Below are 22,116 nucleotides of genomic sequence, written 5' to 3'. Positions count from 1 at the left end.
TTTTTCAACGGATGTTGCATCCGTTCATCCATCGCGCCCGCGGGGGCATACCGCGAAGAGCAGAAGCACAAGGAAGGGCCGGCTGGCGCCGGCCCTTCCATATAGTGTCAGGCAGCGACCAGGCGCACGCGGGCGAAGGTGCGCTTGCCGACCTGCAGCAGGCCTTCGAAGCCCGGCTGCAGCACCTGCTGTCCGTCCTCGACCACTTCACCGTCCACCTTGACCGCGCGCTCCTTGAGCTTGCGGTTGGCTTCGGAGTTGCTCGGGGTCAGCCCGGCAGCAGTCAGCAGTGCGGCAATACGCAGGCCTTCGGCCGGGATGGCCACGTCCTGCAGCGGCAGCTGGGTGATGTCGCCCTGCCCGGTCACCGCCGCTTCCCAGCCGGCAATGGCCTGATCGGCCGCCGCGGCGTCGTGGAAGCGGGTTGCCAGCTCACGTGCCAGGCGCAACTTGACCACGCGCGGGTTGAGAGTGCCAGCGGCGACCTCTTCACGCAGCGACACCGCTTCGGCCTGGCCGATATCGAAGGACAGCAGCTCGATCCAGCGCCACATCAAGGTGTCGTCGACCTTCATGGTCTTGGTGACGATCTCGATGGCCGGTTCACTGATACCAATGTAGTTGCCCAGCGACTTGGACATCTTGTTGACGCCGTCCAGGCCTTCCAGCAGCGGCATGGTCAGCACCACCTGCGGCTTCTGGCCGTGGTGTTCCTGCAGGCCGCGGCCCATCAGCAGGTTGAACTTCTGGTCGGTACCGCCGAGCTCGACGTCCGCTTCCAGGGCCACCGAGTCGTAGCCCTGCACCAGCGGGTACAGGAACTCGTGGATGGCGATGGACTGCTGGGCGGCGTAGCGCTTGGCGAAATCATCGCGCTCGAGCATGCGCGCCACGGTGTGCTGGCTGGCCAGGCGGATCATGTCGGCCGCACCCATCTTGCTGAACCACTCCGAGTTGAAGCGGACCTGGGTCTTGTCGCGGTCCAGCACCTTGAAGACCTGCTCTTCATAGGTACGGGCGTTGGCCAGCACGTCCTCGCGGCTGAGCGGCTTGCGGGTCAGGCTCTTGCCGGACGGGTCGCCGATCATGCCGGTGAAGTCACCGATCAGGAAAATGACCTGGTGGCCAAGGTCCTGGAACTGGCGCAGCTTGTTCAGCAGCACCGTATGGCCCAGGTGCAGGTCGGGCGCGGTGGGGTCGAAGCCAGCCTTGATCCGCAGCGGACGGCCTTCCTGCAGGCGCGCACGCAGATCCTCGATCTTGAGGATCTCGTCGGCACCACGGCCGATCAGGGCAAGGGCTTCTTCAATCGAGGACACGGTGACTACTCCCGGCTATGCCGTTTCTTGTGTGGGGTGTTAACGCCAAGTTAACCCATCCGGCTTCACAAAAGCCAATAGGCACAAGGGTTTGACGCGGTTTTCTCAGGTGTCTATGGTAACCGGCGATCAGGCCCGCGCTCCCGGGCCGCAGGAAAAAACCACTGATGCAAAATTCCGAACAAGGGCGCGCACGCAAGCAGCGCTTCCAGGAACGTCTCCACGTCCTGCACGACAACGCCCTGCACCGGAAGCTCAGGCAGCATCTCCCCGCCGCTTTCAATGAACGCTGGACGCGCCGCCATTGGGTGCACGCCAGCCTGTTCGCGACCATCGGCGCCCTGGTGGCGACGATCGTGCCGGGCTTCTCGCACACCATCGATTCGCCCTACGCCGAAAGCCACACCAGCCTGGCCCTGCCCTTGCCGCCGCTGTCGCTGGCCCGCCAGCAGCAGACCCCGGGCGACAGCTGGCAGGTGCTGCGGGTGCAGCGCGGGCAGACCCTGAGCGACCTGTTCGACCAGGCCGGCATCCCCGCCACCACCCTGCACCGCGTGCTGGACCATCCGGGCGCGCGCGAGTCGCTGACCAAGCTGCGCCCCGGCGCCGAGATCGCCTTCGACATGCCGCTCTCGGGCGACCTGCGCAGCATCCGCTTCGACCGCGATGGCGACAACCGGGTGGAACTGAGCCTGGCCGGCGATGACATCAAGGAAAAGGTGACCAAGCGCGAGACCTCCACGCGCACGGTGGTCACCAGCGGCGAGATCACCAGTTCGCTGTATGCCGCGGCCCGCCGGGCCGGGCTGTCGCCGTCGGCGATCGCGACGATGACCGACGACATCTTCAAGTACGACATCGACTTCTCCAAGGACCTGCAGCCAGGCGACCGCTTCAGCGTGGTGATGGACGAGACCTGGCGCGAAGGCGAGAAGGTCGATACCAGCAAGATCCTGGCGGCGACCTTCACCACCGGTGGCAAGACCTATTCGGGCTTCCGCTTCGAGCGCGGCGGCAAATCCGAGTACTACGACCTCAACGGCCGTTCGCTGAAGAAAAGCTTCATCCGCATGCCGATCCCGTTCGCGCGCCTGAGCTCGACCTTCGGCGCGCGCAAGCACCCGGTGCTGGGCAAGATGCGAATGCACAAGGGCGTGGACTACGCCGCGCGTACCGGTACGCCGATCATGGCCGCCGGCGATGCGCGCGTGCAGTTCGCCGGCGTGCAGCGCGGCTACGGCAACGTGGTCATCCTCGACCACGGCCGCGGCCACACCACCCTGTACGGGCACATGTCGCGCTTTGCGAACATCAAGACCGGCCAGCGCGTGGCGCAGGGCACGGTGATCGGCTACGTCGGTTCGACCGGCCTGGCCACCGGCCCGCACCTGCACTACGAATTCCGCGTGAACGGCGAGCACCGCAATCCGCTGACGGTGACCATGCCGCCGCCGGAACCGCTGAAGGGCGCCGAGCTGGTGGCCTTCCGTGCGCAGACCGCACCGGCCATGGCCCGCATCCAGGGCATGGAGAAGATGATCTACGCCAAGGCCAGCCCGGCCCCGAGCAGCCGCGAAGACGCCGCCCCGACCGAGGTGGCCAGCGCCAAGGCCAAGCCGGCCAACGGCCACAAGCGCGGCTGACCGGCCCTGCGTTGACGAAGAAGGACGCGGCAGCCCAAGCTTGCCGCGTCCTTTTTTTATGCCCGCCATGAACACGACTGCCGACGCCGATGCCCCGCTCTACCTTGGCCTGATGTCCGGCACCAGCGCCGACGGCATCGATGCCGCGCTGGTGCAGTTCCCCGCCAGCGGCGGCTGCCGCTTCGTGCGCGGCCTGACCGCCCGCTGGGAGCCGGTGCTGCGCGCGCGGTTGGTGGCGCTGGGCGAAGGCGGGCCGCTGGAGTCGCTGGAGGAGCTGGGCGAGCTGGATGCACGCATCGCGATCAACTTCGCGGCGGCTGCCAACCAGCTGCTGGACGAGGCCGGCGTGGACCGCCGCCAGGTGCGGGCGATCGGCTCGCACGGGCAGACCGTGCGCCACCGGCCGCTGGCCGACCCGGCCTTCACCGTGCAGCTGGGCGATGGCAACCGCATCGCCGAGCTGACCGGGATCACCACCGTGGCGGACTTCCGCCGCCGCGACGTGGCAGCGGGCGGCCATGGCGCGCCGCTGATGCCGGCCTTCCACCTGGCGATGCTGGGCACGGCCGGCGAAGACCGCGCGGTGCTCAACCTGGGCGGCATCGGCAACCTGACCCTGATCCCGCGCGACGGCATGCCGCGCGGCTTCGACACCGGCCCGGCCAACGCGCTGATGGACGCCTGGTGCCAGCGCCATACCGGCCGCACCTTCGACGCCGATGGCGCCTATGCGGCCAGTGGTGCGGTGGACACGGCGCTGCTGGCCGGCTGGCGCGCGGACCCGTGGTTCGACCTGCCGCCACCCAAGAGCACCGGCCGCGAGCAGTTCCACCTGGCCTGGGCGGAGGCGCGCATGGGCGAAGGCGAGTACGCGGCCGCCGATGTGCAGGCCACCCTGCTGGAGCTGACCGCGGTGACCGTGGCCGATGCGCTGCGGGCCCAGCAACCGGAGACCCGCCGGGTGCTGGTCTGCGGCGGCGGCGTGCACAACCGGCAGCTGATGCGCCGGCTGGCCGGGCTGCTGCCGGGCGTGGCGGTGGAATCCAGCGCCGTGCATGGGCTGGACCCGGAGTACATGGAGGCGATGGGTTTTGCCTGGCTGGCCCAGCGGACGATGGACGGGCTGGCCGGCAACCTGCCGAGCGTGACCGGGGCATCGGGGCCGCGGATTCTCGGGGCGATCCATCTGGCGTGAGGTGGCGCCATCCACGCATGGCGTGGATCTACCAGGACGCGCGGTAGCGCCGCGACGCGGTATCAGATCAATCGAACCCCTGCCCCGCCGGCATCGCCTGCAGGGCGGCGATCGCCGCTGACAGGGCGTCCACTTCGGGATCGCCGAAGCCGGAGCGGACCTCCAGCTCGCTGCTCAGCAGGCCCTGTTCAAGCAGCACCGAACAGGCCTGCTCGTGCGTCCAGCCGCGCGCCACGGCCACCCTTCGGATACGTTCAAACATCAGCGGGTCCACGTCCCGCAGCACTACATCGGCCATGCTCACTCCCCCGTTCGCAAGGCACCGCCCCCTCGGCGCGTCTGCGGCGATCATCCCGCAGGTTGCGCAGTCAGGCAATCAGGGGGCGGAGGCGCTGCGGTCGTGGATGCGCGGCCACAGCCAGGCCAGCAGCAGCAGGGTCGGCACCACGGTGACCGCGCTGAGCATGAAGAAGGTGCTGTAGGAGGTGGCCTCGACGATGTAGCCGGACACGCCGCCGACGAACTTGCCCGGCAGGTTGGCCAGCGACACCAGCAGGGCGTACTGGGTGGCGGTGAAGTTGCGGTCGGTCAGCGACGACATGAAGGCCACCAGCACGGTGCCGGCGAAGCCCTGGAACAGGTTGTCGGCACTGAGCGCGGCGTAGAACGCCCACAGCTGGCCCGGGTTGTGCGCCATCAACAGGAAGGCGAGGTTGGACAGGGCCACGCCCAGCGCCGCCACCAGTAGCATGCGGCGGAAGCCGAAGGCGGCCACGGCGATGCCGCCGAGGAAGGCGCCGCCGATGCCCATCCAGACGCCGAACAGCTTGGAGACGGTGGCGATGTCGGCCTTGTCGAAGCCCGAATCGAGGTAGAACGGGCCGGCCATCACGCCGATGACCTGGTCGGGGAACTTGAACAGGCCGACGAAGGCCAGCAGGCCCAGCGCCAAGGCGATGCCGTTGCGGGTGAAGAAGCTGGTGATCGGCTGCACGAAGGCTTCGGCCACATCGATGCGGCGCTGCACGGCCTGCGCGGGGCGGTCGGGCTCACGGCACAGCAGGGTGGTGATGATCGGCAGCAGCATCAGCCCGGCCATGGCCAGGTAGGCGATGATCCAGCCTTCGAACTGGGCCAGGTAGAGCGCGCCGGCACCGGCGAGGATCAGGCCGATGCGGTAGCCCAGGGTGTAGGTGGCGGCCAGCGCGGCCTGCGCGGTTTCCGGGGCGATTTCGATGCGGTAGGCATCGACCACCGAATCCTGGGTGGCACCGGCGAAGGACGCCACCAGCACCCAGGCCACCAGCGGCCAGACGCCCTGTTCGGGGCGGACGAAGGCCAGCGCGACCAGGCCGATCAGCACGGCCACCTGTGACAGCAGCAGCCAAGAGCGGCGGCGCCCCATGAAGGCCAGCAGCGGGAAGGCATAGCGGTCCAGCAGCGGCGCCCAGACGAACTTCAGCAGGTAGAAGAAGCTGGCCAGGCTGATCAGGCCGATGCTGCCCAGGTCCAGGCCGACATCACGCAGGCGGGTGGACAGGGTCTGCGAGGCGATCAGCAGGAACGGCAGGCCGCTGCCGAAGCCCAGCAGGGCCATGGTCAGGGCCGAGGGCGTGCCGAAGGCGCGCTTGATCCCGGCCCAGCCCTTGTAGCTGGGCTTGGCAGCGGCTTCGCTCACAGGTCGTAGTCCACGGTGAACGGGGCGTGGTCGGAGAAGCGCTCGTCGCGGTAGATCGAGCAGCTGCGCAGGCGGTCACGCAGGCCGGGGGTGATGAACTGGTAATCGATGCGCCAACCGACGTTGTTGGCGCGGGCCGCGCCGCGGTTGCTCCACCAGGTGTAGTCCTCGCCGGTGGGGTGCAGCAGGCGGTAGGCATCGGCCCAGCCGCGGCCGGTGGCCACGTCGGTGGCCTGGCCGTGGTCGGCGCACAGGCCGTTGAGCCAGTCGCGCTCCTCGGGCAGGCAGCCGGAGTTCTTCTGGTTGGACTTCCAGTTCTTGATGTCCAGCGCCGAGCGGACGATGTTCCAGTCGCCGCACAGGACATAGTCGCGGCCGCTGCGCGCCCACTCTTCCAGGATCGGCCGCAGCCATTCCATCACTTCGAACTTGAAGCCCTGGCGCAAATCGCCCGAGCTGCCGGACGGGATATAGAAGGAGACCACGCTGAGATTGCCGAAGCGGGCCTCGATGTAGCGGCCTTCGTCATCGAACGGGGCCCAGCCCAGCGAGGTGATGACCTGGTCCGGCTCGCGCTTGCTGTAGATCGCCACGCCGCTGTAGCCCTTCTTGGTGATGGCGTCGCGATAGAAGCAGTGATGGCCGTCGGGGCGGAACATCGGATCGGTGAGCTGGTCCTCCTGCGCCTTGGTTTCCTGGATGCACAGAACGTCGGCGTCCTGGGCCCGGAACCAGTCGAGGAAGCCCTTGGTGGCGGCCGAGCGGATGCCATTGGCGTTGAAACTGATGATGCGCATGCGGAAGAACCTACGGCGGGAAACCGGGCAAGCATACCGGTTGCCCGGCGGCCCGCGCAGCCCGCCAGATGGGCCCGGCCGGACCTTCACACGGGGCCGGACGAGCGCGGAAAGCCCAGCTGGATTAGGATTTGTGCTCCAAATGAAGATGAATCGAGTTTTGATGAGCGACCACCGCCACCGTTTCCTGCAGCTGGCCTTGACCGCCGACGCCCTGCGCTTCGGCCAGTTCACCCTCAAGTCCGGCCGGCTGAGCCCCTATTTCTTCAACGCCGGCCGTTTCGACTCCGGCTCGCTGCTGTCCCAGCTGGGCGCCTGCTATTCGGACGCCATCGACGCCAGCGGCATCAAGTACGACGTGGTCTTCGGCCCGGCTTACAAGGGCATCCCGCTGGCCACCGCGATGGCCTGCGAGCTGGCCCAGCGTGGCCGCGACCTGCCGCTGTCGTTCAACCGCAAGGAAGTAAAGGACCACGGTGAGGGCGGCCAGCTGATCGGCGCCGACCTGACCGGCAAGCGCGTGCTGATCGTCGACGACGTGATCACCGCCGGCACCGCCATCCGCGAAGCCCTGGCCATCATCCGCGCTGCCGGCGGCATCCCGGCCGGCATCGTGGTGGCGCTGGACCGCCAGGAGATCGCCTCGGAAGCCGACCACCGCTCGGCGGCGCAGGCCGTGGCCGAGGAAGCCGGCATCCCGGTGATCGCCGTCGCAACTCTAGCCGATCTGCTTGATTTCGCCTCCGGAAACCCGGAACTTGTGGGCTACCGGCAGCCGCTGGAGGCCTATCGCGCCCAGTACGGCGTCCGTTCCGCACGCTGACCCAGGGGAAGGTCGCATGTTCCGAGTTCCTGCCATCGTTGCCGCCAGCCTGCTGCTGGCGCTGCCAGCCAGCCTGCTGGCCAAGCCGGATACGGCCGACAAGAAGCTGTACTGCTGGAACGAGGGCAACGAGCGGATCTGCAGCGATGCGTTGCCGGCCGATGCGGTCAACAATGCCCGTGAGGAGTTCAACGCCAACAGCGGCGTGCGCAATGCGCAGGTGCAGCGCGCGTTGACCGACGAGGAACGCGCCGCCGCGGCCACCGTGGCGGCGCAGGCCAAGCTGGACCTGATGGCGGCGCAGACCAAGCAGCGCACCGAGCAGGCCATGTTGTCGACCTATGGCAGCGAGGATGCACTGCGCAAGGTGTTCAACGAGCGCCAGGAGGTGCTCGACAACAATCTGAACACCGCCCGCTACAATGTCGCCAGCCTGCGCGATTCGCTGGTGACCCTGCTGGGGACGGCCGGTGATCGCGAGCTGGCCGGCGGCAAGGTGGCCGACAAGCAGGTCGAGGCGATCCGCCAGCGCCACGCCCAGCTGCAGGCGCAGCAACGCCTGCAGGCCAGCTTCGAGCAGCAGCAGGTCACGCTGAAGGCCGAGATCGAGGCCAGCCTGCAACGCTACCGCGAGTTGAAGGGCATGGCCCCGGGCGGTTGAGGCCCCGGCAACAACGGAATTTATGCACTCTTTACGCGCCGGCCCCGTCCGGCGCGTAGTGCGTTTATGGGGGGCAGGACGACGATGGCGGCCTGAGGTGGAGGGGTTCCACCAGGACGCAATCCCATGTCCCCCTGGCTGTCGTTGTTCTGTGGCGTGCTGGTGCTGGTTGCCGCCGCCTATCTTCTTTATGTCGTGCTGCGGCCCGAGTCGTTCTGAGCGGAGCCTGCCATGACTGAGATGCTTGTGATTCTTGCCGCCAGCCTGCTGCTGGCCTGGCCGCTGGGCCTGTACGTGGCGCGCGTGATGCGTGGCACGCCGATGAAGGTCGACGTGCTGTTCCACTGGATCGAGAAACCGCTGTACCGGCTGTTCGGCGTGGATGCCGCGCGCTCGATGTCCTGGCGCGGCTACGTGCTGGCCTTCGTGCTGAGCAATGTGGTGGTGGCAGTGCTGACCCAGGCGGTGTTCATGACCCAGGCCTGGCTGCCGTTGAACCCGGACCAGATCCCGAACATGCGCTGGGACACCGCGCTGCACACGATGATCTCGTTCCTGACCAACACCAACCAGCAGCACTATTCGGGCCAGGCGCAGCTGTCCTACCTCTCGCAGATGACCGGCATCACCGGCCTGCAGGTGGTGACGCCAATGATGGGCCTGGCGCTGGCGGTGGCCACGCTGCGGGCGCTGTTCGCGCGTGCACCCCAGACCTCGGCCAGTGACGACCGCCAGGTGCCGGTGGGCAACTACTACGTGGACGTGGTGCGCCTGTGCGTGCGCTTCCTGCTGCCGCTGTGCCTGGTCTGGACCCTGCTGCTGACCAGCCAGGGCGTGCCCTCGACGATGGCCGGCGGACCGCAGGCCACGCCGATCGACGCCAGCGCCGGCATGGCCCAGCAGAAGCTGCCGCTGGGCCCGGTGGCGGCGATGGTCGCGGCCAAGCAGCTCGGCGCAAACGGTGGCGGCTGGTACGGCCCGAACAGCAGTTTCCCGCTGGAGAACCCGACCCCGGTGTCGAACATGCTGGAGGTGGTGGGCATCCTGCTGATCCCGCTGGCGGTGATCTTCATGATCGGTGCGTTCACCGGGCGACGCCGCTTCGGCGTCCTGGTGTTCAGCTGCATGCTGGGCATGTCGCTGCTCTCCACCGGCGCGATGATGTGGAGCGAGGGCCACAGCGCCAGCGCCGCCACGCCGCTGCTGATGGAAGGCAAGGAAGCGCGCTTCGGCGCGGATGGCACGGCGCTGTGGGCGGCGGTGACCACCCAGGTGTCGAACGGCTCGGTGAACGGCATGCACGACTCGCTGGCGCCGCTGAGCGGTGGCATCGCGATGGTCAACATGCTGGTCAGCGCGATCTGGGGCGGCATCGGCTGCGGCCTGCAGCAGTTCATCGTCTACCTGCTGCTGGGCGTGTTCCTGGCCGGGCTGATGACCGGGCGTACGCCTGAGCTGTTCGGCCGCAAGCTGGAAACGCCGCAGGTGCGCCTGCTGGCCCTGCTGGTGCTGCTGCAGCCGATCACCCTGCTGCTGTTCACTGCGATCACGCTGGCCGTGCCCGGCCTGGCCGGCACCTCCAACCCGGGCTTCCACGGCATCAGCCAGGTGTTCTACGAGTACGTCTCGGCCTATGCCAACAACGGCTCGGGCTTCGAGGGCCTGGGCGATGCCACCGTGTGGTGGAACCTGAGCTGTTCGCTGGTGCTGCTGCTGGGCCGCTTCCCGCTGCTGATCATTCCGCTGGTGGTGGCCGCACAGCTGGCTGCCAAGCGCCAGGCGCCGGAATCGGCCGGCAGCCTGCAGATCGAAACCCCGACCTTCGCCCTGACCCTGGTCTCGGTGATCGTCATCCTGACCGTGCTGCAGTTCATGCCGGCCCTGGTCCTCGGCCCCGTCGCCGACCACCTAAGCATGGGACTGCACTAAGGACACCCTGATGAGTACCCACGCAAGTTCTTCCCGCAGTTCCCTTGCCCCGCGCCCAGCCCTGCTTGATGCCGCCGGCCTGCGCCGTGCGCTGGTCGAGGCGGTGCGCAAGCTCTCGCCGATGCACCTGGTGCGCAGCCCGGTGATGGCGGTGGTGATGGCCGGCACGCTGGTTGCTGCCATCGTCACCCTGACCGGCAACGCGCCGCTGGGCTTCGGCCTGGCGGTGACCGCGATCCTGCTGGTGACCGTGTTGTTCGGCAACTTCGCCGAAGCGGTGGCCGAGGCCCGCGGCCGCGGCCAGGCCGCCTCGCTGCGCCGCGCCCGCCAGGACCTGGTCGCACGTCGGCTGGCCGCCCCGCAGCCGGGTGCGGCCGAAACCCAGGTGGCCGCTGCCGAGCTGCGCCCGGGCGACCATGTGATCGTCAGTGCCGGCGAGCTGGTACCGGCCGATGGCGAGATCGTGCAGGGCCTGGCCACCATCAACGAAGCGGCGGTGACCGGTGAGTCGGCGCCGGTGCTGCGCGAGGCCGGCACCGACCGCTCCGGCGTGATCGGCGGCACCAAGGTGCTGTCCGACCAGATCATCGTGCGGGTGACCGCCGAGCCGGGCCACAGCTTCCTGGACCGGATGATCGCGCTGGTGGAAGGTGCCAACCGGCAGAAGACCCCCAACGAGATCGCGCTGACCCTGCTGCTGGCGGCGATGACGCTGACCTTCCTGGTGGTGGTGGCGACCCTGCCGGCGATCGGCGCCTACGTCGGCGTCAAGGTCGATCCGCTGCTGCTGATCGCGCTGCTGGTGTGCCTGATCCCGACCACCATCGGCGGCCTGCTGCCGGCGATTGGCATTGCCGGCATGAACCGTGCGCTGGCCGCCAACGTGCTGGCCAAGTCAGGCAAAGCAGTGGAAGTGGCCGGCGACGTCGACGTGCTGCTGCTGGACAAGACCGGCACCATCACCTACGGCGACCGCCAGGCCAGCCACTTCCACCCGCTGGCCGGCATCGATGCCAGCCAGCTGCGCGAAGCGGCGCTGCTGTCCTCGCTGGCCGACCCGACCCCGGAAGGCAAATCCATCGTGCGCCTGGCGCGCGAGCAGGGCTGCAGCACCGCCGAACCGGAGCAGGCCGAGTACCTGGCCTTCAGTGCACAGACCCGCATGTCCGGCGTCGACCTCGAGCATGGCCGGCAGATCCGCAAGGGCGCGCTGGATGCGATCCGCAACCATGTGCAGGGGCTGGGCGGCACGGTGCCGGCCGAGCTGGCCGGGCGCGTTGAGCAGGTGGCGCGCAACGGTGCCACCCCGCTGGTGGTGGCCGAGGGCCGCCATGTGCTGGGCGTGATCGAGCTGTCCGACGTGGTCAAGCACGGCATGCGCGAGAAGTTCGCGCAGCTGCGGGCGATGGGCATCCGCACGGTGATGATCACCGGTGACAACCCGCTGACCGCGGCCGCGATTGCCGCCGAAGCCGGCGTCGACGACTACATCGCCGAGGCACGCCCGGAAGACAAGCTGGCGCGCATCCGCCAGGAACAGGCCGGTGGCCGCCTGGTGGCGATGGTCGGCGATGGCACCAACGATGCCCCGGCGCTGGCCCAAGCCGACATCGGCCTGGCGATGAACTCCGGCACGCAGGCGGCGAAGGAGGCCGGCAACATGGTCGACCTGGATTCGGACCCGGCCAAGCTGCTGGCGGTGGTGGAAGTGGGCAAGCAGCAGCTGATCACCCGCGGCGCGCTGACCACCTTCTCGCTGGCCAACGACGTGTCCAAGTACTTCGCGATCCTGCCGGCGCTGTTTGCCGCTGCGGTCCCGGCCATGGCCGCGTTGAACGTGATGCAGCTGTCGAGCCCGCGCAACGCGGTGCTGGCGGCGCTGATCTTCAACGCCCTGGTGATTCCCGCCCTGATCCCGCTCGCCCTGCGTGGCGTGCGCTTCCGCCCGGCCACGGCAACCGCGCTGCTGCGCCGGAACATGCTGGTGTACGGCCTCGGCGGCGTACTGCTGCCGTTCGCGGCGATCAAGCTGATCGACCTCCTTCTTGTCCTGGTATTCGGCGCATGAACCGTTCTGTCTCCACTTCTTCTTCCCTGCCCCGCGAACATCCGGCCGAAGCCCGCGTGGCGCGCCTGCAGGACGATGCCAGCTGGCGCCCGGCGATCGGCCTGGGCCTGGCCACCCTGCTGCTGGCCGGTGCGGTCTACGCCGGTATTGCCACTGGCTTTGCCGGCCTGAGCTACCCGACCCAGGCCGAAGGCAGCCTGCTGCGCGACGGCAGCGGCCAGGTGCGCGGCTCGGCGTGGCTGGCGCAGCCGTTTGCTGGCGATGGCTACTTCCAGGCGCGGCCGTCGGCGGCCAACTACGACCCGATGGCCGCGGCCGGTTCCAACCTGGCACGCAGCAACCCCGCGCTGGCCGAGCGCGTGGCCGCCAGCACCGCCGCGGTGGCCGCGCGCGAAGGCGTGAGCCCGGCGCAGGTGCCGGCCGATCTGGTCACCCAGTCCGGCGGCGGCCTGGACCCGCAGCTGTCACCGGCTGCCGCGCAGGTGCAGGTGGCACGCGTGGCGCGTGCGCGTGGCCTGCCGGTGGAACGCGTGCAGGCGCTGTTGCAGGCGCATACCGAAGGCCGCCAGTGGGGCGTGTTCGGGCAGCCGCGGGTGAACGTGGTGACCTTGAACTTCGCCCTCGACCAGGCGGCGAAGGCACCGTGATGCCGGCCTGCACCGGCGGCGCGCACAATGGCGGCCATGACAGCAGCGGCGATGAATGATGCGCGTACCCGCCAGGCCGATGCGCTGGTGGAAGGCCTGCAGCGCGAGGCCGGCGGCAAGCTGACCGTGTTCCTCGGCGCGGCGCCGGGCGTGGGCAAGACCTACACCATGCTGACCCGCGCGCAGGAACAGCTGCGCCGTGGCGTGGACCTGGTGGTGGGGCTGGTCGAGACGCACGGCCGCGTGGATACCCAGGCCCTGCTGGAAGGCCTGCCGCAGCTGCCGCTGAAGGATGTGGCCTACCACGGCCACGCCCTGCAGGAGATGGACCTGGATGCGGTGCTGGAGCGCCATCCCGCGCTGGTGCTGGTGGACGAACTGGCCCATCGCAACGCACCCGGCAGCCGCCACGAACGGCGCTGGCAGGACGTGATGGAGCTGCTGGACGCCGGCATCGACGTCTGGACCACGGTCAACATCCAGCACCTGGAAAGCCTCAACGACGTGGTGATGCGCATCACCGGCGTGCGGGTGAGCGAGACCGTGCCCGACGGCGTGCTCGACCGCCTGCACGACATCGTGCTGGTGGACCTGCCGCCACGCGAGCTGATCGCGCGCCTGCAGCAGGGCAAGGTGTACGTGCCCGAGCAGGCCACGCAGGCACTGCAGGCGTTCTTCTCGCCGGCCAACCTGACCGCGCTGCGCGAGCTGGCGATGCAGGAAGCGGCCGACCGGGTCGACAGCAGCCTGCGCGAGACCCGCGCCGCCCGCGGCGAAGGCAACCTGCCGCTGCGCCGCGGCGTGCTGGTGGCCATCGATGGCGGTGGCCAGAGCGAATATCTGGTGCGGGTGGCGCGGCGCATCGCCGAACGCCGTGATGCACCGTGGACGGTGGTGACCGTGCAGGGCCGGCGCCAGGACGAGGCCACACGGCGCGAGATCGACGCGGCCTTCGCGCTGGCCCGGCGGCTGGGCGGCGATGCCGAACTGCTGCATGGCTCGAGCATCGCCGATGCCCTGCTCGACCATGCCGCGCACAACGGTGTGTCGACCCTGGTGCTGGGCCGCACCCGCGAGCGGCCGCTGGCGCGGATGTTCAACCGCACGCTGACCCAGCAGCTGATCCAGCGCGGCGCGCACTACGAGATCACCATCATCAGCACGCCGCAGGCACGCGCACGCGCGCGCCGCGAAGGCCTGCTGCCACCGATGCGCGGGATCAGCCACGAGCCGCTGCAGGCGCTGGTCGCCACCGCACTGGCCTGCGCGGTGGCGTGGCTGGGCGAACGCTGGGTGGGCATGGCCGACCTGTCGATGGTGTTCATCGTGGCGGTGGTGCTGGTGGCGGCACGCACCCGCGCCAGTGTGGCGGTAATGGCGGCCATCCTGTGCTTCCTGGCCTACAACTTCCTGTTCATCGCGCCGCGCTTCACCTTCGCCATCGGTGCACGGCAGGGCGTGATCACCGTGTTCCTGTTCCTCGCGGCGGCGCTCGTGGCCGGGCGCCTGGCCTCGCGCCTGCGCATGCAGGTGATTGCCCTGCGCGCGGCCAACCGCCATGCGCGTGCGCGCCAGCAGCTGGGCCGGCAGCTGGCCAGCGCGGCCGGCAACGGCGAGGTCGCGCAGGCCGGCAGGCAGGCGCTGGAACAGGCGATGGACGTGCCGGCGTGGCTGCGGATCGGCGCAGACACCGCCACCGGCGGCCGCGCCCAGCCCGGCGATACCGACCTGGCCGCCGCCGACTGGGCCCTGCGCCACGGCCAGCCCAGCGGCCGCTTCACCGACACGCTGGCCGGCGCGCAGTGGTGGTTCCTGCCGCTACTGGATGGCGAGGACCGCGCCGTGGGCGTGGCCGGCCTGTACCTGCCCGGTGCGCAGGCGCGCCTGCTGCCCGAGCAGCGCCAGCTGGCCGAAGCGATGGTCGATGACATCGCCCAGGCCGCGCTGCGCACGCGGCTGGTGGCCGAGCTGGAGCAGGCGCATGTGAGCAACGAGACCGAGCGGCTGCGCTCGGCCCTGCTGTCTTCGGTATCGCACGACCTGCGTTCGCCGCTGGCGGCGATGATCGGTTCGGCCGACAGCCTGGCCAGCTACGGCAGCGCGATGGACGTGGCCGACCGGCGTGCGCTGCTGGACACCATCCTGGTCGAAGGCGAGCGCCTGGACCGCTACATCCAGAACCTGCTGGACATGACCCGGCTCGGCCACGAAGGGCTGACCATCAACCGCGACTGGATCGGCGTGGACGAGCTGATCGGCTCGGCCGCGCGCCGCCTGCAGCGCTACCAGCCCAAGGTGCGGCTGGAACTGGATATTCCTTCCACGCTGGCGCCGATCTGGGTGCACCCGGCGCTGGTGGAACAGGCGGTGTTCAACGTGATGGAGAACGCCGCCAAGTTCTCGCCGCCCGATGCACCGGTGCAGGTGCAGGCACGCGAACGGGACGGGCAGCTGCGCATCGACGTGATCGATGCCGGCCCCGGCATTCCCGATGACGAGCGCGCGCGCATCTTCGACATGTTCTACAGCGTCGAGCGTGGCGACCGCGGCCGCCACGGCACCGGCCTGGGCCTGACCATCTGCCAGGGCATGATCGGCGCCCACGGCGGCAGCGTGCAGGCGCTGCCCGGACGCGACGGTCGCGGTACCCTGATCCGCATCACCCTGCCCCTGCTCAAGCCAGCCGCCCACGATGAGCCCGACTCCGATTGATGCCAGCGTGCCGGCCGCGCGCGTGCTGGTGATCGACGATGAAACCCAGATCCGCCGGTTCCTGGACATCAGCCTGCGCGCGCAGGGCTACCAGGTGCGCCAGGCCGCCACCGGCCAGGAAGGCCTGGAAATGGCCGCCAGCGAGGACATGGACCTGGTGATCCTGGATATCGGCCTGCCGGACATGGAAGGCCATGAGGTGCTGGCGCAGCTGCGGCAGTGGAGCCAGGTGCCGGTGATCATGCTGACCGTGCGCGCTGGCGAAGACGAGAAGGTGCGGGCGCTGGATACCGGCGCCAATGACTACGTGACCAAGCCGTTCGGCACGCAGGAGCTGATGGCCCGGGTGCGGGCCCTGCTGCGCACCCGCAGCGTGCCGAGCGACGGCACCCCGCCGGTGTTCGATGATGGCCACCTGCACGTGGACCTGGTGCGCCGCGAAGTGGCGATCGATGGCGAGCCGGTGGCCCTGACCCGCAAGGAGTACGCGCTGCTGTCGCTGCTGCTGCGCAATGCCGGGCGGGTGGTGACCCAGCCGCAGATCCTGCAGGAGATCTGGGGGCCGACGCACCAGCACGACACCCACTACCTGCGCATCCTGGTCGGAAAGCTGCGGCACAAGCTGGGCGATTCGGCGCTGGATTCGCGCTATCTGTTCACCGAACCGGGCGTGGGGTTGCGGTTCAAGGGGTGAGGCGTGCCGACCAACGGTCGGCACCTACCGTAGATCCACGCCGTGCGTGGATGCCGTCGATCCGACCCCGTGCCGACCAACGGTCGGCACCCACCAGAGCGGATCGCGGTGCCGGGCGCAGCCCGGCCCCACCACGACCGATCAGAAGCCCAGCGCGGTGTCGCCCAGCAGGCCCTGCAGCTGGCTGCGGAACAGCGCCTGGATGCGCTGCAGTGCAGCCTCGTCGTTGCCTTCAAAGCGCAGCACCAGCACCGGGGTGGTGTTGGAGGCGCGCACCAGGCCCCAGCCATCGGGGTAGTCCACGCGCAGGCCATCGATGGTCGACAGGCGACCGCCCACGTAAGGGTTGTCCGGCGATTGCGCCGCCGCCACCAGCATCGCCACCAGCGCATGCGGCGTCCCGGACGCCACCGGCACCTTCAGTTCCGGCGTGGACACCATGTCCGGCAGCTCCTCCAGCACCTGGTGCGGGGTCTCTTCGCGCTGGGCGAGGATTTCCAGCAGGCGGGCGGCGGCGTACAGGCCATCATCAAAACCGAACCAGCGTTCCTTGAAGAAGAAGTGGCCGCTCATCTCGCCGGCCAGTTCGGCATCGGTCTCGCGCATCTTCGCCTTCATCAGCGAATGCCCGGTCTTCCACATCAGCGGGCTGCCACCGTTGCGCAGCACATGATCGGAGAGTTTGCCGGTGCACTTCACGTCGTAGATCACCATCGCGCCGGGGTTGCGCATCAGCACGTCGGCGGCGAACAGCATCAGCAACCGGTCGGCATAGATGATCCTGCCCTCGCCGGTGACCACGCCCAGGCGGTCGCCGTCGCCATCGAAGGCCACGCCGAGGTCGGCGCCGAAGCGCTTGACCGTCTGCACTAGGTCTTCGAGGTTGGCCGGTTCGCTGGGATCGGGGTGATGGTTGGGGAAGGTACCGTCGACATCGCAGTACAGCGGGATGACCTCGGCGCCGATGGCTTCCAGCAGCTGAGGGGCGAACGCACCGGCCACGCCGTTGCCGGCGTCGGCCACCACCTTCAGCGGGCGGTCCAGCTGCACGTCGTCGGCAATGCGCTGGATGTAATCGGCGGCGACCTCGCGCTGCTGGAAGTCGCCCGGCTCGGCGGCCTGGGCCAGGCGGCCTTCGCTGATGCGCTGGTACAGATCGGTGATTGCATCGCCGGACAGCGTTTCGCCGCCGATGACCACCTTGAAGCCGTTGTACTCGGGCGGATTGTGGCTGCCGGTCACCGCCACGCAGGTGCCCGTGCGCAGGTGGAAGGCAGCGAAATAGACCAGCGGCGTCGGCGCCAGGCCGATGTCGATGACCGAACAGCCGGCACGACGCAGGCCTTCGGCCAGGCTGGCCGACAGCTCCGGGCCGGACAGGCGGCCATCGCGGCCGATCACCACCTCGCGCAGCCCCTGCTCGAGGGCGACGGTGCCGATAGCCTGGCCGATCAGCGCGGCGTTGCGCGGGTTCAACTCGGTGCCCACCACGCCGCGGATGTCATAGGCGCGGAAGATGTCGGCCGGCAGGTCCACCGGCGGCGGCGGCGGTACCGCGGGCGGCCCTCCCGCGGTGGCGGTGGCCGCATCGGTGGCCGGCACGACCGGCGCGGCCATCTGCAGGCTTTCGCGCAGGGTCGGACCCTGGTCGGCCTCGACCGCAGCACCCCGACGGATCGGCATCGGCATCGGCAGCGACTTCGGCAGTCGGCCACGACCTACCACCAGCAGCACGGCAATGAAGGCCAGCAGCAGCGCCACGATGGCACTGGGCAGGGCGCCCAGGCCCAGCGGGCCCGGTTCGATGTTCGGTACGCTGGCGGTCAGCCGCAGCGGGGTGCCCTTGATCGGCCGCGCCATCGCTTCGGCACTGTCGGCCAGGCGGGCATCACCGTGCGCGACGATGTCGTGCGCGCCCTGACGCAGGGACAGGAAGCCACTGGACGGCGCGCGCACCTGGTCCAGCGGGCCGGTCAGGCGCAGCAGGGGCTGCCGCACATAGACGACGGCCGGGCCCAGCGCGCCCAGCTGCACCGGCGCCGCCAGGCCAAGGCGGTTGCCCCCGCCATCGCGGACCACGCGCAGCCCCGGCTTGCCGTCGGCCAGCACCGATTCCAGCAGCGCCAGGCGGCCGTAACCGAAGGTCGCGCCATCGGCGTAGGCATCTGCCAGTCCGGCCGTCAGCACGTCCACCTGCTCGACCCCGGACCAGCTCTCACGCAGGGCCTGCGCGGCCCCGGCGGCGTCGCCGGCCTGCAGCGACTGCTGCACGCGATCGCCCTTGAGGTGCTGCTGCAGCTGCTGCAGCTGGCCGGTTGCGGCCTGCTGCACGCCCTGCACCGCCTCATCGCGGGCCTGCGCCAGCGTGTCCCCGTTGGCCTGCTGCCGCCACTGCTGCACGGCGCTCCAGCCGAACCAGCCGGCCAGCAACAACAGCGCCACACCCAGCAACGGCGCATTGCGCCCCATTGACTGCTTCTGCCGTCCTTCCCCGCTGCCGCTCATCAGTCTCCCCTGTCAACGCACCCCGGTATGGCCGAATCCACCCGTTCCCCGCACGCTGTCGGTGAAAGTATCCACCACCTGCAGGCTGACACGGGCAATCGGTACGACAACCAGCTGGGCGATGCGGTCGCCCGGCTCGATGGTGAAGGCTTCGCGGCCGCGATTCCAGACGCTGATCAGCAGCGGGCCCTGGTAATCGGCATCGATCAGGCCGGTGCCGTTGCCCAGCACGATGCCATGGCGGTGGCCCAGGCCCGAGCGCGGCAGGATCACCGCGCACAGGTTCGGGTCGCCGATGTGGATGGCCAGGCCGCTGGGAACCAGCGCGGTATCGCCCGGCTGCAGGGTCAGCGCCGTTTCCAGCGCCGCGCGCAGGTCCATGCCCGCGCTGGCTTCGGTGGCATAGGCCGGCAGCGGCCAGCTGTCGCCGAAGCGCGGGTCGAGCAGCTTCACCTGCAATGCCTGCAGAGGGGCCACCGGAGTGGATGTTGCCTGGGTCATGCCTGAAGCCTCCGCGCGATCAGCGCCAGCAGTTGTTCGGCCAGCTCGCGCTTGGAAGTAGCCGGGAATACCTGTTCGCCGTCCTGCCAGAAGGCGGTGGCGGCATTGTTGTCGCTCTCGAAACCGCCGCCGCTGATGCCCACCTGGTTGGCGATCACCAGGTCCAGGCGCTTGTCGATCAGCTTGCCACGCGCGTATTTCTCCACGTCGTGGGTTTCGGCGGCGAAGCCGACCACCAGCTTCAGCGACTGGGTCTGTGCGGCGACCTCGGCCAGGATGTCCGGCGTGCGCACCAGCTCGATCACCAGCGACTGGCTGTCGGCGGTCTTCTTCAGCTTCTGCGCGGCCACCTGGCGAGGGGTGTAGTCGGACACGGCGGCGGCGCCGATATAGATGTCGGCCGGCAGCGCCTTCAGCACGGCATCGCGCATCTGCGCGGCCGAACGTACGTCCACGCGGTGCACGCCGGGCGGCGTCGGCAGCTGCACCGGGCCGCTGACCAGCACCACCTCGGCGCCGAGGGCGGCGGCGGCACCGGCCAGGGCGAAGCCCATCTTGCCGCTGCTGCGGTTGCCCACGTAGCGCACCGGGTCGATGTCTTCATAGGTCGGGCCGGCACTGATCAGCAGGCGCAGGCCCTGCAGCGCGCGGGTTTCCGGCGCGGCGGCGGCGGCCGGGACGCGGCCGCACAGGCTGGCCAGCGCGGCGACGATGTCGCCCGGCTCGGCCAGCCGGCCGGGACCGGATTCGCCCTCGGCCAGCGGCCCGTCGACCGGGCCGATGACCTGCGCGCCACGCTGGCGCAGCAGGCTGATGTTGACCTGGGTAGCCGGGTGCAGCCACATGCGGTGGTTCATCGCCGGGCACACGGTGAGCGGCGCGGTGCTGGCCAGGCACAGGGTGCTGACCAGGTCATCGGCGTGGCCCTGGGCCAGGCGCGCCAGCAGATCGGCGGTACCCGGCGCGACCACGATGCGGTCGGCCCAGCGCGCCAGTTCGATGTGGCCCATGGCCTGTTCGGCGGCGCTGTCCCACAGGGTCGTGCGGGTGGGCTGGCCGGACAGGGCCTGGAAGCTGAGGGGGGTGACGAACTGCTGGGCTCCGGCGGTCATCGCCACCTGGACCAGCGCGCCGGCATCACGCAGGCGGCGGACCAGTTCCAGTGCCTTGTAGGCCGCGATCCCGCCGCCGACGCACAACAGGAGTTTCTGGCCTTCCAGCGCGCGGGCCGGCGCGGGGAGGGCGTTGGGAGAATCAGCCACCTGGAAATCCTGTGCAAACGAGGGCGCTAGCTTACCCGATGGCCGGTAACGTCCCGGTACACAGCGCACATAGCGCGCAGCTATCAGCAGATGGAACTCCGGCTACATCGTTTTCCGGGTTGCCCCCCCCTTCGATTCGGAACTTTCCTATACCTCAGCTGGCCGCCGCTTCCTCAGAATCACAGTTGGCCCCCTCGGGTGCGCCATCTGGTTTTCCGAGGAGTGCACCGTGCATCCGCGCATCATCATCGCCGACGACCATCCGGTCGTACTGCACGGCATCCGCATCGTGCTCGAACGCCACCGCATGTGCGTGGCCGGCGCGGCTGCCGATGGCGCCGGCCTGCTGGACCTGGTCGGGCAGCAGCCCTGCCACGCAGTCCTGACCGACCTTTCCATGCCCGGCACCGGGCCCGATGGCCCCGAGCTGCTGGAGGCGCTGCGCCAGCAGCACCCCGCGTTGCCGGTGGTGGTGCTGACCGGCGCGCGCCACCCGGGGCTGCTGGATGGGCTGCTGCGCGATGGCGTGCAGGGGCTGGTGGACAAGAGCGCTGACTTCGCCGAACTGCCCCAGGCCCTGCGCGCAGTGATGGCCGGCAAGGTGTTCGTGTCCCACCAGCTGCGGCGCCTGCTGCAGTCGCGCGATCTGCTGTTCCCGAGACCGCAGGCGACGCTTTCGGCCCGGGAACAGCAGGTCGTGCAGCTGCTGGGCGAGGGCCTGAACGTCAATGCCATCGCCGAGCACGTCGGCCGCAGCGCCAAGACCATCAGCCGGCAGAAGGCCGAGGCCATGCGCAAGCTGGGCCTGGACAACAACCAGGAGTTGTACGACTACCTGCAGGCCCAGCGCGGCTGAGGGATCGACCGACCATCGCGGGCGGCAAATGCCGATGGCTGGCGGGCGCCGCGGCAGCGACCATGCAGCCATGCCCATCCACGACTGGCCACCCGAGGAACGCCCCCGCGAGAAGCTGCTGACGCGCGGGCCCACCGCCCTGTCCGATGCCGAACTGCTGGCCCTGTTCCTGGGCTCCGGCTTCGGCGGCCGCGATGCGGTGCAGACCGCGCGTGATCTGCTCGGCAGCCACGGTCCGCTGCGGGTGCTGCTGGACCGCCCAGCGGCCAAGCTGGCCCGCCTGCCCGGGTTGGGGCCGGCGCGCAGCTGCACGCTGGCGGCCGGGCTGGAGCTGGCCCACCGCTATCTGGCTGCCGAACTGACCCACGGCGAGAGCGTGGGCGACAACCCGCTGGCCGTCGGCCGCTACCTGCAGCACCGTCTGCGCGGCCAGGCGCGCGAACTGTTCCTGGTGCTGTTCCTGGACAACCGGCACCGCCTGATCGCCTGCGAGGAGCTGTTCGCCGGCACCATCAATACCGCCCCGGTCTACCCCCGCGAGGTGGTGCGGCGGGCCCTGCTGCACAACGCTGCGGCGGTGATCCTCAGCCACAACCATCCCTCGGGCGATCCCGAGCCGTCCGGGGCCGATGCGCGGATCACCGAGGAACTGCAGCAGGCCCTGGCCCTGGTCGACATCCGCCTGCTGGACCACTTCGTCATTGGCGAGGGACGGCCGGTTTCATTTGCTGAACGGGGTCTGCTGCCGCAGCACCAGCCGCGCCTGTTCGGCTGAGCCCACTGGCCCGGCATCCCCGGCCGCTGACGGGTACGGGCGTTCACATGG

General features: G+C 69.4%; 19 protein-coding genes. 12 read left to right on the top strand and 7 right to left on the bottom strand.

Going from position 1 to position 22,116, the window contains the following annotated elements:
• Window positions 1-107: 107 nt before the first annotated feature.
• Entirely contained in the window at window positions 108-1,319 is a 1,212-nt protein-coding gene (gene tyrS, locus C1925_RS02070; protein ID WP_108767483.1) for a tyrosine--tRNA ligase, read from the bottom strand.
• Between the two features lie 167 nt (window positions 1,320-1,486).
• Between tyrS and C1925_RS02065 the strand changes: the two genes are divergently transcribed.
• Both C1925_RS02065 and C1925_RS02060 read left to right on the top strand, forming a co-directional pair.
• Complete coding sequence (locus C1925_RS02065) at window positions 1,487-2,962, top strand: peptidoglycan DD-metalloendopeptidase family protein (protein WP_108767482.1); 1,476 nt, start codon at window positions 1,487-1,489, stop codon at window positions 2,960-2,962.
• Between the two features lie 67 nt (window positions 2,963-3,029).
• On the top strand, window positions 3,030-4,157 hold the full coding sequence (locus C1925_RS02060; protein ID WP_108770588.1) for an anhydro-N-acetylmuramic acid kinase: 1,128 nt from the start codon (window positions 3,030-3,032) through the stop codon (window positions 4,155-4,157).
• A 67-nt stretch (window positions 4,158-4,224) separates the two neighbouring features.
• On the opposite strand, the gene C1925_RS02055 is transcribed toward C1925_RS02060, so the two are convergent.
• The 3 genes from C1925_RS02055 to C1925_RS02045 all read right to left on the bottom strand — a co-directional run bounded on the left by C1925_RS02055 (window position 4,225) and on the right by C1925_RS02045 (window position 6,632).
• Window positions 4,225-4,455 carry a hypothetical protein gene (locus C1925_RS02055; protein ID WP_108770587.1) on the bottom strand — a complete coding sequence of 77 codons (231 nt, stop codon included), beginning with the start codon at window positions 4,453-4,455 and terminating at the stop codon, window positions 4,225-4,227.
• A gap of 78 nt (window positions 4,456-4,533) precedes the next feature.
• Window positions 4,534-5,835: an MFS transporter gene (locus C1925_RS02050; protein ID WP_108767481.1), complete on the bottom strand. Its 1,302-nt coding sequence runs from the start codon at window positions 5,833-5,835 to the stop codon at window positions 4,534-4,536.
• Window positions 5,832-6,632: an exodeoxyribonuclease III gene (locus tag C1925_RS02045; RefSeq protein ID WP_108758432.1), complete on the bottom strand. Its 801-nt coding sequence runs from the start codon at window positions 6,630-6,632 to the stop codon at window positions 5,832-5,834. The genes C1925_RS02050 and C1925_RS02045 overlap by 4 nt, the downstream gene beginning before the upstream one ends.
• 163 nt (window positions 6,633-6,795) lie before the next feature.
• Here C1925_RS02045 and pyrE point away from each other — a divergent pair, with 163 nt between their 5' ends.
• The 8 genes from pyrE (at window position 6,796) to C1925_RS02005 (ending at window position 16,166) form a co-directional block, all read left to right on the top strand.
• Window positions 6,796-7,455 (top strand): orotate phosphoribosyltransferase, encoded by a 660-nt coding sequence (gene pyrE, locus C1925_RS02040; protein ID WP_108767480.1) that lies wholly within the window; start codon window positions 6,796-6,798, stop codon window positions 7,453-7,455.
• A 16-nt stretch (window positions 7,456-7,471) separates the two neighbouring features.
• Complete coding sequence (locus C1925_RS02035) at window positions 7,472-8,116, top strand: hypothetical protein (protein WP_108767479.1); 645 nt, start codon at window positions 7,472-7,474, stop codon at window positions 8,114-8,116.
• 126 nt (window positions 8,117-8,242) lie between these two features.
• The gene (locus tag C1925_RS02030; protein WP_079225483.1) at window positions 8,243-8,335 is read left to right on the top strand and encodes a potassium-transporting ATPase subunit F; all 93 of its coding nucleotides are present in this window, start codon (window positions 8,243-8,245) and stop codon (window positions 8,333-8,335) included.
• Window positions 8,336-8,347: 12 nt separating this feature from the next.
• Window positions 8,348-10,045 carry a potassium-transporting ATPase subunit KdpA gene (gene kdpA / locus C1925_RS02025; protein WP_108767478.1) on the top strand — a complete coding sequence of 566 codons (1,698 nt, stop codon included), beginning with the start codon at window positions 8,348-8,350 and terminating at the stop codon, window positions 10,043-10,045.
• A gap of 10 nt (window positions 10,046-10,055) precedes the next feature.
• Complete coding sequence (gene kdpB, locus C1925_RS02020) at window positions 10,056-12,113, top strand: potassium-transporting ATPase subunit KdpB (RefSeq protein ID WP_108767477.1); 2,058 nt, start codon at window positions 10,056-10,058, stop codon at window positions 12,111-12,113.
• Window positions 12,110-12,760, top strand: coding sequence for a potassium-transporting ATPase subunit KdpC (gene kdpC, locus C1925_RS02015; protein WP_108767476.1), 651 nt, complete (start codon window positions 12,110-12,112; stop codon window positions 12,758-12,760). The genes kdpB and kdpC overlap by 4 nt, the downstream gene beginning before the upstream one ends.
• A gap of 51 nt (window positions 12,761-12,811) precedes the next feature.
• Complete coding sequence (locus C1925_RS02010) at window positions 12,812-15,472, top strand: sensor histidine kinase KdpD (RefSeq protein WP_108767475.1); 2,661 nt, start codon at window positions 12,812-12,814, stop codon at window positions 15,470-15,472.
• Complete coding sequence (locus C1925_RS02005; RefSeq protein WP_108767474.1) at window positions 15,453-16,166, top strand: response regulator transcription factor; 714 nt, start codon at window positions 15,453-15,455, stop codon at window positions 16,164-16,166. The genes C1925_RS02010 and C1925_RS02005 overlap by 20 nt, the downstream gene beginning before the upstream one ends.
• 141 nt (window positions 16,167-16,307) lie before the next feature.
• Here the strand turns inward: C1925_RS02005 and C1925_RS02000 are convergent, their stop codons facing one another.
• Genes C1925_RS02000 through coaBC form a run of 3 tightly spaced genes read right to left on the bottom strand, consistent with a single transcriptional unit; the run spans window position 16,308 to window position 20,434 of the window.
• Complete coding sequence (locus C1925_RS02000) at window positions 16,308-18,671, bottom strand: phosphomannomutase/phosphoglucomutase (RefSeq protein WP_108767473.1); 2,364 nt, start codon at window positions 18,669-18,671, stop codon at window positions 16,308-16,310.
• A gap of 12 nt (window positions 18,672-18,683) precedes the next feature.
• Complete coding sequence (dut, locus tag C1925_RS01995) at window positions 18,684-19,172, bottom strand: dUTP diphosphatase (protein WP_079224983.1); 489 nt, start codon at window positions 19,170-19,172, stop codon at window positions 18,684-18,686.
• Window positions 19,169-20,434, bottom strand: a complete 1,266-nt coding sequence (gene coaBC, locus C1925_RS01990) for a bifunctional phosphopantothenoylcysteine decarboxylase/phosphopantothenate--cysteine ligase CoaBC (protein ID WP_108767472.1) — start codon at window positions 20,432-20,434, stop codon at window positions 19,169-19,171. Before coaBC ends, dut begins: the two co-directional genes overlap by 4 nt.
• Before the next feature lie 229 nt (window positions 20,435-20,663).
• On the opposite strand from coaBC, the gene C1925_RS01985 reads away from it, so the two are divergent.
• Together C1925_RS01985 and radC are read left to right on the top strand one after the other, a co-directional pair.
• A complete protein-coding gene (locus C1925_RS01985; protein ID WP_108767471.1) occupies window positions 20,664-21,290 on the top strand; it encodes a response regulator transcription factor in 627 nt (208 codons plus the stop codon).
• Window positions 21,291-21,360: 70 nt separating this feature from the next.
• Window positions 21,361-22,065: a DNA repair protein RadC gene (gene radC / locus C1925_RS01980; protein ID WP_108770586.1), complete on the top strand. Its 705-nt coding sequence runs from the start codon at window positions 21,361-21,363 to the stop codon at window positions 22,063-22,065.
• Window positions 22,066-22,116 lie beyond the last annotated feature (51 nt).

The organism is Stenotrophomonas sp. SAU14A_NAIMI4_5, assembly GCF_003086795.1.
In the GTDB taxonomy this organism is placed as follows: domain Bacteria; phylum Pseudomonadota; class Gammaproteobacteria; order Xanthomonadales; family Xanthomonadaceae; genus Stenotrophomonas.
This window is presented reverse-complemented; position numbering and strand designations above follow the sequence as displayed.